Source organism: Flavobacteriaceae bacterium, assembly GCA_014075215.1.
GTDB lineage: Bacteria > Bacteroidota > Bacteroidia > Flavobacteriales > Flavobacteriaceae > Polaribacter.
The window spans coordinates 553,782-565,955 of record CP046177.1 but is presented as its reverse complement, the minus strand read 5'-3'; the positions used below and the strand labels follow the sequence as shown (position 1 = coordinate 565,955).

Below are 12,174 nucleotides of genomic sequence, written 5' to 3'. Positions count from 1 at the left end.
CTATGTTTGCCTCATAGCAAAACAATATCCGTTATGAAACATTATCTTTTTATACTGTTCTTCCTAACCTTTCTTGGAACAAGCGCCCAAGAACTCACCCAAAACAAATCCACCAAACGTTGGGAGTACACTCAAGTCTTCGAATCAAAAGGAACATCGTCGCCAGTTCTCTACCAACGTATCATTGACAATTACATTCAAGAAGCCTCCACCATACAATCTCAAACACAAGACAAAAAGATTGTCCTCCGATATATGTTTCGTTTAGGAACATTTAAGTGGGCAAAGGTGGGTGATGGAAACCTTTAATGTCAGAGACGGAAAAGTAAGATGGAAACTAGGCAATATTGTCTACCTCAAAGCCGTAACATCTGCTTCAAAGTACAAACGTCTTGATGAAACTTCTGACAAGAAGATTATCAAGAAGATCAACAAACTCTTACCCGATTGGATAAAAGGAATCAACGACACCATCATTACCAAACAAGCCGATGAAGATGAAGAGGATTGGTAACAATACATACCGTAATCAATAACTAAAATTCAATACAACATGAAAACAATCAAACAGTTTATTATTCTCACAACACTTACACTATTCTGTTATTCAGCTCAAGCACAACAAGAAGGAACAGTAATCAGTCCCTATGTAGGTATAGCAGGAACGTATGGTTCAGATAAATTACAAACACCATCCTTTGATGCAAACCTGGAGTTCTTTTTGGATGAGAGCTTTGCTCTAGGCTTTGTAGGAGGATATAGCACCGAAAAGGCAGACATTAGTTTTGGTACTTCAGATGATGAAACCAGTGGGTTCTTTGTTGGAGGGCTGTTAAACTACTACCGGACAGATGAAGACGATTTTAACTTCTACACAGAAACATCTCTTGGGTATACCAGCCACGATGGACCTGTAATAGATGGAGGATTCTTTTATGAGGTTCACATAGGAGGACGATATCAACTATCAAATGGGTTCAGTATTTTCTCTGAACTTGGATATGGATTAGTTTTGTTGAAAGTGGGAGTATCGGTTTAAGTTATAACAATATTTGGTGTGCTTTTACACCATTTTCTTTTTCATGCAATTTGCCACCTCTTTTTAAGGTGGCTTCCTTAGGGAAGAGTTGAAAATATAGAAAAGCATAGATTTACTTTTACCAAGTTTTTTGCAAAAAATTTGTGTATGCTCATTTTTTTTTTTTTACTTTTATCGGAAATAATATTTAAAATTGCTAAAACAGATAAATAAGGTGGCGAAGTATGTGTCGTCTAGTATTCTTTAGCAGATAAATTAAACTCAGTAAAAACATTTAAAATAAATTATGATGAAAAAAATACTCTATTTCGGTTTTCTTTTTTTAGGATTCGTAAATGTAAATGCTCAAGATCTAATTAGTGGTGGTTCTAATTCGTGGATATTTCATACGCCTGATGATGGAAGGACAACTTTACATATTGCCCCTAAGACTAACGGTTTATGGGATTGGGGTAAACAATTAACCGTTTTCAATGACGGAAAATTATATGTAAGAGGTCCTTTAGGAATTGGCAGAACAAATACAGGAAGTTATAAATTGTATGTTAACGGATCTTCTTTTTTTAACGGATCTATCAGCAATAAAGGCACCAATATTGGGCAACAAATGGAGAGAGGTAATTCTGCTATCACTACATTGAGATTTGATGCTGATAGATATAGACTTTATGCAGGAGGATCTGGTGGTACTGGAGAAATTTTTACTGTAAAAGAAAACGGTAATATTGGTATTGGAATAACAAATCCCAATGAAAAATTAGCAGTAAACGGAAAAATCCATGCCAAGGAAGTGAAAGTAGATTTAATAGGTTGGCCTGACTATGTTTTTAAAAAAAGAGTATCAACTACTAACTATAAAAGAAGTAGAAGCTTATATTAAAGAAAATGGCTATTTACCTAAAATGCCATCTGAAAAAGAAGTAGAAAAAAATGGAGTTCTATTAGGGCAAATGAACAAAAAACTACTAGAGAAAATCGAGGAATTAACTCTTTATACAATTGCTCAAGAAAACAAGTTAAAAAAACAAGAAGAAAGGCTAAAAGAACAAAATCAGAAAAATAAGGAACTGGAAGCTCGATTGGCTAAATTAGAGTTACTATTACTAAAAGAATCACCTGAAAAAGAATAAGCTATGAGAACAAAAATATTTCTATTTGTTATTGGGCTACTGTGTACCCATTTCATAAGTGCTCAGTCTAAACTCATTTTTAGTTATGATGCTTCTGGAAATCAAAGTCAAAGATATCATTGTACACCTCCCAATTGTTCCCCACCACCACCTCCGCCGATAGCACCACCAGCAGAAGAGACTACTCTGAGGAAGCCTGTTGAAGAAACGATAAAGAGTGGTACTTCGATATTTACTATTTATCCGAATCCAACAGACGGTTACATTAAGGTTTCCATTAACAGTGAGCACAAAGGGCTGAATATGATTCAAGTTTATGATGTTACAGGACGATTAGTGATGAGTAAAAAAGTAGATGCCAATGTTAATTCTACCTCACTTGATATCAAAAACTATCCTGCCGGAATCTACCTTATAAGATTCATTCATGGAAATGGGCATATAGTATCAAAAAAAATTATAAAACATTAATTATCGGCTATGAAAACAAAATTACTCTTCATCTTAGGATTTATTATAAGTTATCACGTTAGTGCCCAACAAAAAGAAGATTTAATTAAGTCTTCGGGGGATATAATTACCGCCAGTAACATAGTGAAAGGAAACAGAGACCTAACTCAACAGATAAACCCTAAAACCATTGATAGTAATCCTGCAGAATCGTCTCGATCTACCTCAAGTTCAGAGGCTGGGAGTACTGAAGGTCAATTTTCGGTATCTTTAACAGGAGCCGCAACATATCAAGTTCCTTTTGTTTTACCACTTGGCATAAAAGATGTAAGGCCGAGCGTAGGACTAAGTTTTTCAAGCCAAGCAGGAAGCGGAATAGCTGGATGGGGTTGGAGTATATCGGGGTTATCTAGTATAACTAGAATTCCTTCAACGAAATACCATGATGGGACTAATGACGGGGTTGATTTTGATGGTAATGATCGATTTGCATTGGACGGACAGAGATTAATCCTCAAATCAGGAACTTATGGAGCAGCAGGCTCAATTTATCAAACTGAGAACTACTCAAACATAAAAGTAATTGCGTATGGAACTTCTCCATACGGTGCTGCGTACGGTCCATCATATTTTATTGTTTTTTATCCTAATGGAGCTCGAGCATGGTATGGAAATGGAGGAAATTCAAGAAATAGATTAGAGTGGGCGTTATATGATTGGAGAGACCCTCAGGGAAATGTCGTGATTTACAATTATACACAGCTAAATGGGTTGTCGCGTATTAACAATATTCAATATGGCGGAAGAGCAGGATATACGTCCAGACCCAACATAATTCAATTTTATTACAGAAACCCAGATAGAGAAGATGTTATTTACGTTAATAATCAAACTTTTACCAGTACTAGCCTATTAACTAGAGTTGAAGTCAGAGCATCTGGATCATTATTCAGAAAATACGAATTAACTCATGACCAAACGTCTCTGGGCTACAATAGACTAATTGAAATCAAAGAATCGAATGGACAAGGTAAATCTTTTAGCCCTATTACCTTTAATTACAGTAATACATCTTCCAACCTCTATAAACAGTCTCCTGCTACAATCTACCCTGGCTTTGATATTACCGGGACCAGACTCGTTTCAGGAGAATTTAATGGAGATGGTTATTTGGATTTCATTACTTACAACAAGAACCAAAGAAACAAAATAAATATTTTTGAGGGATTTATGGGCTCCTCTTCTAATATAAGCAAGACTTATACTACCTCATCTTTTGATGACATTATTGCCAACAATATGATAAATCATCAAGGCAAAGTATTATCACAACAAGGTATAACTTTGATCACTGAGAATAATGGCAATGTCAAATTTAAAAGTTATTATTCCGGAGCAGCAGGTCTTTATTACCAATATACAAAAGATTGGAATGCACCCACATATATTTATGAGAATTATTGTGAAGATGATATAAATATTTCTACCACTATTAATAGTGGTCATAATTTTAGTGATTATGGTAGAACAGTTACAGCAAGTAATGTAATCAGGAGTGGAGCCAATGCAACATATGAAGCTGAAAGAAGCATTATACTAAAACCAGGTTTTCATGCTCAATCAGGTTCAAACTTTAGTGCAAAAATAGCACCAAGAAATATTAGAAAAATTCCTAAAGAATATATTTCTGGCGATTTTAATGGTGATGGCTTGACAGATATAATTGCTATTACTAAACCTCACACCATAAGGACTTGTAGAAAAGTTCCGTGTGACGATGATGATTTCTACAGAAATGCAGATAAAAATAGTAATGAAAGTAAAGTAGATAAGACTAAGGTTTCTGAGATTCTTAGACCAATTGAAGAAGATTGTTGCGAATGTTCATCATATACAGTTAATACTGCTTCTGCTACATTTATTGACCTAAATAGAAATAAAACATCAGATTATATAAAATTTCTTGGAGGACTTCAATCAAACTTATCTGGCGACTATAGAATTGAGACGGCCGATTTTAATGGAGATGGAAGAACGGATTTATATATTTTTAAAGAAGGACACCTCTACGTTTACTCTCTCAATAATAGTAATCAACTTACGATCCTTTACTCCACTACGGATAGTCTTATTAAAATGGATCGCCCCATAGTTATGGGCGATTATAATGGTGATGGTAAAGCAGATTTCATGCTTCCTACCGCTGTGAACAATGACTATTGGAGGTTCTACATTTCTAAAGGAAGTACTGTTCTGCGATACAACAAAAAAATGCCTTTGCAATATGTTGAAAATAGAGCTGGCGGACAAATGATTATTGGAGGATATTATTTTAATAGTGTCTTTACAGAAAATCACTACCTAGCACAAGATGTTAACGGTGATGGAAAGACAGATTTTATTAAGCATTTTGTTGCAACTGAGGTTACGACTAATAGTAAAAGTGTAGAAACAGTATCAATTTATGAAAACATGCTTGACTCATCTGATTCTAGACCTACATTTATTGCATCTTCTAGTATTTCGGAGAGAGACAATGGCATAACGAAATATGGTACTCCAATTCAAATTCAAACAGCTACGGATAATAATTTTTTCGAGTATGCCTATGTTGATGATGGTAAAGTTCACGTCTACGAGTTTACAAAAAACCATCAAGAGGATATTAAATTACTTAGTGTTGATAATAATGGTATCTTCACTCAAATTGAGTATGAAAAGCTAGGGTACGACGATAATCATCCGTATAATGTACCTTCATATACTGCTGATTATAATGAATTGTATCCTTACATTAACATTAATTTTGCTAGTTCTTTACCATTGGTTAAGAAAATTACACAAACAGGAGGAGGTATCAGCCGACATAAACTATTCAAATATGAAGGAGCTGTGTCTCACATTGGATTAGGATTTATAGGCTTCAAAACAACAAAACGTACAAATTGGGATGGAAATGGAGTATCCACAATTTGGAATATTTCTAAGTACAATCCGCAATTAAAAGGTGCAGTAACTCAGCAATGGACTTCAATGTCAGATTACAGCGGTAATACTAGTTCACATATCAGTAAAGTGGACTACACCTACGATACACACCTTGCTTCAAATAAGGTGTTTAAAAATTTACCTATACTGATTACTAGTCAAGATGCTCTGCAAGGCATTTCAACCAGTGAGAATTACACTTATGGTGATTATGCACTGGTAACAAGAAAAACAACTAACTTTCAAGGAGGCTCAAGTCAAATAGATTATGAGTATAGTTCAAGTCCCAGTTCAACCAGTCAATATTATCATGTAGGAAGGATCACTCGTGAAATAGAAACGAATACCCTTGGTGGCAATTCGTTTACTTCAGAAAAACAATATTCTTATAACAATAATTTACTGAGCCAACTTAAAGTAAAAGGTTCTGGAACACCTTGGAACACAGAAACATATAGTTATGATGGTTTTGGAAACGTCACACAAAAAATCCTTTCATCCAGCGGGTTAAGCTCAAGGACAGAAACATTCAAATATGATACGAGTGGAAGGTTTATGATTGAATCAAAAGACATTGAGGGGTTGAAAACGATATTCACTTATGACTCTTTTGGTAATACTAAAACCCTGAAAAATCCGTTTAATTTATTAACAACGTATGAGTATGGTGGTTGGAATAGAATCACTAAAGAAACTGATTATATTGGAAAAATAACTACTACTTCATACATAGCTATTAATGGAGGTGGGATGGAAGTAAAGACAGACTACACGCAGGGACAAGACGAAATAATACGTTTCAATACTTTTGGATGGGAGATAGAAAATAGGGCTTTAAGCTTAAACAATAAGTGGATCAAAGTATTTTCTGAATATGATATTATTGGAAGAAAAGTTAGAGTTAGTGAGCCTACTGTTTCCTCCGCAAGTCAATGGAGTACTGTCACATACGATGCTTATGGTAGAGTGGTTTCTCAAGTAAGTGCTACAGGTAGAGTTATCACCACATCGTATAATGGGCTATCAACTACGGTTGACGATGGTGTTAAGACGAAAACTAGTACTATTGATGGTGCTGGAAACATTGTATCCATGCAAGATGACGGAGGAACAATTAATTACACCTATCATGGTAACGGACTTATGAAATCTGCCAACTATGGGGGACACCTTATTAGTACACAAATTGATGGTTGGGGAAGAAAGGTAAGTTTGACAGACCCATCTTCAGGAACATATAACTATACTTTGAATAATTTAGGAGAGCTCCTACAAGAGACAACTCCTAAAGGTTCTACTATCTATACGTATGATTCGTTTGGAAAATTAACAAGAAAAGAGCTTACAGGAAATTTTGGTAATACGGGAATGGTTATTGACTATACATACAACGGAACCAGTAAATTATTAAGTTCGATTCAAGCGAGTAATAGTATTTCTGGTGATTCTTACACATACACTTATAGTTACGATAGCTACAAACGTCTGTATAAAACTCAAGAAGTGAACAGTAAGGCTTCGTTCGAACATACCGTCACTAGAGATTCTTATGGAAGAGTTAATTCGGAGACGTATAATTCAACGAACCTTTCAAATGGATTTAACAGCACGGTATCAGTGAATAATGTATATGACTACTACTCAGGAATTCTTAAAAGAATTGTTAATGGGTCTAATTTGCAAACGTTATGGTCATTAAATTCTCTTGACCATCGTGGAAATCCTACAAGTGTTGGATTAGGGAATGGTATTACAAAAAAGAGAACCTACGATCAGTTTGGTTATCTAACTTCAATACTAGATGAAAAACGAAAGAAGAGTGATATTATCAATCTCTTAGATCCGCCAGAACCCATAATAGCTCTTAAAGCTAATTATAACTTTAATGCAGAGAGAGGAAATCTCATGAGTAGAGAAAATGTAGGATTGGACTGGAGTGAGTCATTCACTTACGACCATTTAGATCGGCTTACACAAATAAGTGGATCAGTTTCTAACTCTAAAAGCTATGATTCCCGAGGAAGAATTACTAACAATTCGGATATTGGACAGTTTTCTTATACAAGTGGAAGTATCTATAGAATAAATGAAGCTACACTAAATTCAAGTGGGGATAACTATTATACATCTCATGCATTACAACAGGTGAAATTTAATGCATTTAAAAAACCCATAGAAATTGAGGAAGAGGGGCATGGTATCGTTAACTTTCAGTACAATCCAATGTTAATGAGAAGTCATGCTTACTATGGTAATAACGAGGAAAATATTAACAATAGGCGTTATTACAAGCATTACTCTGGGATTTCTGCGATTGAAATAACAGAAGATACACAATCAAATACAACTAAAATTGTGACTTATATAGGCGGTGATGCATACACAGCTCCTGTGGCTCACATTAAAACCAATGGCTCAAATGCAATAGATGATTACCACTACCTCCATAGAGATTATTTAGGAAGCATCCTTGCTATCTCTAATGCTGATGCTGAAATTTTAGAACAACGTCAATTCGGTGCATGGGGAAAGACAGACAAATTCTTAGAAGGTGAAAATCAATCAACATTTGGTTATGAATCACTCATCAGCAGAGGATACTCTGGGCATGAGCACTTTTTTGATGTGAGCTTAATTCACATGAACGGACGGATGTATGATCCAAATTTAGGGCGATTCCTCTCACCTGATAACTATATACAAGAACCTTTTGACACGCAAAATTTTAATAGGTATGGATATGTTTTAAATAATCCGCTTAAATATACAGATCCTAGTGGTGAAGTAATATGGGGTGCAGTTTTAATAGGTGCAATTATAGGAGGAACAGTTGGAGCTATTACCTATCTAATTAGAGCAGACATGACTGGAAATTGGAGTTGGGGAGGCTTTGCTTCTGCTATTTTTGGAGGAGCTCTTTCGGGTGCTATTGCTGGAGTTGTAGCTCCTCAGACAGTCATCGGTTCATTCCTCTCTAACGGATATGGAGGATCTGTGGTTTTAGGATTAGCATCTGCATTTCTTCCTTCCAAAGAAATTTCAATTGGTAAGAATTTATCTTTTAATTTAAGTCTCGCTTTAGCAGCAGGAAATGCAAGTGGATTTGGAATTAATGCAGGTTTTGAATTTTCCAATGGTAATTTTTCTATTTCTGCTGGGGTAGGATTTACCTACTTTGGCTCAGCACATGGCACAGGTCATTCTGGTTGGGAATATAGAAAGTCTTGGGGAATCAACTGGGATGATGGTCATCAAGGAGTTGGAGTTTATAGTACAACTTTTTCTGGTATGAAACCTCAGAAAGTAGGTGGTTTTAGTTTTAACAAAGGGGACTTTAATTTTAGATATGAGAATGATGATTCGAATGTTTTAGCAAAATATACAGCCTTTAGATTAGCAAATAGAAATAATTACTTAAAATAAAAACATAATAGTTATGATGAAATTTCTTTTTTTGCTTCTTTTTTTCTTTGTTAATAACTCTTATTTTGTTGATAACCAAAAACACAAAAGAACGGAGTGAACTTTAGCGGCCAGCTAGCTTTTTAGAGCCATCCCCCGTATTAGTCTCCGTTCTTTTTAAAAGTTACTTAGAACCATATAGAATTTCAGTTTCTGCCCTTATTAAAGGTCTTAGTTTAAGTAACTATTATTAATATCTAATTACAAAATTATGAAAACAAATGAAATTATCGGAATCGATGTCAGTAAATTATTAATTGATGTTTGTATCTATTCTAAACAAATTGTTCAACAGTTTGAGAACAGTAAATCTGGATTTAAATTAATGCTAAAGTGGAGTTTTAAAAATTCGTCTTTCTCTAAAGAAGAAACCATGTTTGTATTTGAACATACAGGAATGTACTCTCATTTATTATCTGTGTCTTTAACTGAACAAAAATTATCTTTTTTCATAGCTTCTGGTTTAGAAATTAAAAGATCTATTGGTATTGCTCGTGGAAAGGATGACCAAATTGATGCCAAACGCATTGCTCTATATGGGTATCGATTAAAAGAAGAACTTAAACCCAGTAAGCTACCTAAAAGAAGTATATTACAACTAAAAAGTCTCTTATCTTTAAGGACAAAACTTAACAAACAAAGAGCTGGTTTTAAAGTTACTTTGAAAGAACAAAAAAGAATTTATAAAGCAAAAGAGTATAAAATAATCTTTGACGTTCAACAAAAAATGATTGCAGAACTAACCAAACAAATACACAAGATTAATACTCAAATGCAAGCTATTATTGACCAAAATATAATGTTAAAAGAAACCTATAAACTTGTTACTAGTGTTAAAGGTATAGGAATGCAAACTGCTATAATGATGATTGTGTTTACTGACAATTTTTCAAAATTTGAAAACTGGAGAAAGTTTGCCTCTTATTGTGGTGTTGCTCCTTTTCCTTACCAATCTGGAACTAGTATTAAAGGACGTACAAAAGTCTCTCATTTGGCTAATAAAAAATTGAAAGCAATTATTAATATGTGCGCTATTTCTGCTATACAACATAACCCAGAAATGAAATTATACTATCATAAAAGAATAAAACAAGGCAAAAGTAAAATGAGTACCGTTAACATTATTAGAAACAAATTAATAGCAAGAGTGTTTGCCGTTGTCAAACGACAAACACCCTATGTAGATACTTTTAAATTTGCTGCATAAATTAGTAAAAATAATATCTCAACTTTTACTTGTTTTTATCATAGAATACGGGAGGGACAGATGAACGTAGAACTGCAGCTTTTCAAATTGGAATAAAAAACTTTAGGGCAGGATTTAATATTTTTACTGGCAAGAGAGTATTTGATGAAGAATCAAAAATAAAACCTGAAAAAGGTATATTTGGTAGAATATTTAGTAAAGTTCCAAAAGGAACAGATTTAGGATTTGGAGCTAATCATCCTTACGGTCCAGTAAATGAGGTTGGACCTAAGTATAGGTTAGGGGCGGCTTATATTGGCTGGGGTGATTTAAGAATAGGAATTGACTCTTATAGACATGTTGGTCACCCAATCCAAAATATCATGGCACACTATTTTTTCAAACCTCAAGGAGGTTTTACTTCAACATCTGATGAAATAAATCCATATATTCAATATCAATCTCAAAACCGATATACACTATGGTAAAGTTTATCAAATATATCACATTATTGACTATAATACAGTCATGTTGCTATAAGGGTGTTGTTACACAATATAAGCAACCTAGAGATATAATAAAATCAAAGAAATATTCTAATAAAATCTATCAAAAAATAGACACTATGGTTTTATATAAGGAAATAGGACGTATTGATAACGATTATTTTTACAATACAGACAATAGTAAATTTGGAAATAATTTTCTTAGATTTTATGGAAGCGGTAAATTTAGTGTATTCAATAGAGTAGGCTATGATTCTAAAAATCATAAACTACTCTCAAATTATAAAATATCTAGAGAAGATTTTAACCCAGAAAAATCTCAAATGGGTGTTATATATGATGTTGAGAAAATCATTTATACAAGACATTTAATAATAAATCAGTGTAAAGCCGATATCTCGAATGCTATACTTACCATTAAAGGAGATAGTCTGTATCTAAAAAGTGTTGGACATCCCCATATGGGAACTAGAGTATATATGAAATATAATATTAATAATACATTTTTAGAAGGCTGGAAACCAGACTGGTAACTTATTTATGGTAAGAAATAGTTTACTTATTATGCTTTTTCTATTGCTTAATTCTTGTTATTCACTCAAAAGAAATGAGAAGGGAATTCCACGGGTTTCAAAAAATCGTTTTTATAAACTTAAACCTGTAGATTTACCATTTGATACCGAGTCCACTATATATAGGCTTAAAGCAAATTTTTATCAATCTGGAGAAGAAGTCAAATACTATAAAGTAGTAAAACCAAAAAATAAAACAATTTTTTTCTTGGTCTTCTTAAAGAATGGAAAAGTAGCTACAATAGCTACAGAAGTGTTAAATAAAGCCTCATTAAATCCCAAAAGAGGTCGAATGGGCTATTATGGACAGAAAAAAGGAAAAATTTTTGTTGAACAATTTTATAGAGGAGACGGTGGTGGTTATGTATCTCATGAAGAAATAAAAATTTATGGACGCGATTCAATTGTTCTGATTGAAAAACCTCATGGGGCTACTGCTTTGCCAGAAAATGGTTGGGCAAGTTCATATATCCCAATTAGAGTTCCTAAAGAGTTTTTAGATTTGGAGCCAGATTGGTAATTTTAAATTAATTATGATAAAACTAAACTTTAATAGCATAATTGTATATGCATTCTTGATAGGAAATAGTTTTATTTTGTACAGTCAGGATAGAAATACCTTTTCAAAGGGAATCTATCAGAAGGTAGATGATTTCAAAAAAATGACTTCTACAGATACTATCACCACATTTAGAATCAAAATAGGAAATGACACCATTTCTAACCGATTTTATAGGGTTCGTGATAATAAGAGACTCAGAAAACCTTTTGCTTTCTATGATGGAGAACATCTTTATGTGAATCTAAAAAAAATGATCAAAAATTTTCTAAAATAAACAAG

Annotated in this window: 11 protein-coding genes; all 11 read left to right on the top strand. The window is 33.7% G+C overall.

The window, feature by feature from the left end; all coding sequences use genetic code 11:
* Window positions 1-295: 295 nt before the first annotated feature.
* The 11 genes from GKR88_02845 (at window position 296) to GKR88_02795 (ending at window position 12,169) form a co-directional block, all read left to right on the top strand.
* Entirely contained in the window at window positions 296-514 is a 219-nt protein-coding gene (locus GKR88_02845; protein QMU63319.1) for a hypothetical protein, read from the top strand.
* A gap of 39 nt (window positions 515-553) precedes the next feature.
* Window positions 554-1,039, top strand: a complete 486-nt coding sequence (locus tag GKR88_02840; protein QMU63318.1) for a hypothetical protein — start codon at window positions 554-556, stop codon at window positions 1,037-1,039.
* Window positions 1,040-1,325: 286 nt separating this feature from the next.
* Window positions 1,326-1,919 (top strand): hypothetical protein, encoded by a 594-nt coding sequence (locus GKR88_02835; protein ID QMU63317.1) that lies wholly within the window; start codon window positions 1,326-1,328, stop codon window positions 1,917-1,919.
* Window positions 1,861-2,169 (top strand): hypothetical protein, encoded by a 309-nt coding sequence (locus GKR88_02830; GenBank protein ID QMU63316.1) that lies wholly within the window; start codon window positions 1,861-1,863, stop codon window positions 2,167-2,169. Before GKR88_02835 ends, GKR88_02830 begins: the two co-directional genes overlap by 59 nt.
* Window positions 2,170-2,172: 3 nt before the next feature.
* Window positions 2,173-2,640 carry a T9SS type A sorting domain-containing protein gene (locus GKR88_02825; GenBank protein QMU63315.1) on the top strand — a complete coding sequence of 156 codons (468 nt, stop codon included), beginning with the start codon at window positions 2,173-2,175 and terminating at the stop codon, window positions 2,638-2,640.
* A gap of 9 nt (window positions 2,641-2,649) precedes the next feature.
* Window positions 2,650-9,030, top strand: coding sequence for a hypothetical protein (locus GKR88_02820; protein QMU63314.1), 6,381 nt, complete (start codon window positions 2,650-2,652; stop codon window positions 9,028-9,030).
* Between the two features lie 250 nt (window positions 9,031-9,280).
* Complete coding sequence (locus GKR88_02815; GenBank protein QMU63313.1) at window positions 9,281-10,276, top strand: transposase; 996 nt, start codon at window positions 9,281-9,283, stop codon at window positions 10,274-10,276.
* An 86-nt stretch (window positions 10,277-10,362) separates the two neighbouring features.
* Entirely contained in the window at window positions 10,363-10,743 is a 381-nt protein-coding gene (locus GKR88_02810) for a hypothetical protein (protein ID QMU66622.1), read from the top strand.
* Between the two features lie 137 nt (window positions 10,744-10,880).
* The gene (locus tag GKR88_02805; protein ID QMU63312.1) at window positions 10,881-11,294 is read left to right on the top strand and encodes a hypothetical protein; all 414 of its coding nucleotides are present in this window, start codon (window positions 10,881-10,883) and stop codon (window positions 11,292-11,294) included.
* Between the two features lie 7 nt (window positions 11,295-11,301).
* Complete coding sequence (locus GKR88_02800; protein QMU63311.1) at window positions 11,302-11,853, top strand: hypothetical protein; 552 nt, start codon at window positions 11,302-11,304, stop codon at window positions 11,851-11,853.
* A 13-nt stretch (window positions 11,854-11,866) separates the two neighbouring features.
* Entirely contained in the window at window positions 11,867-12,169 is a 303-nt protein-coding gene (locus tag GKR88_02795; GenBank protein QMU63310.1) for a hypothetical protein, read from the top strand.
* The last annotated feature ends 5 nt before the right edge of the window (window positions 12,170-12,174 follow it).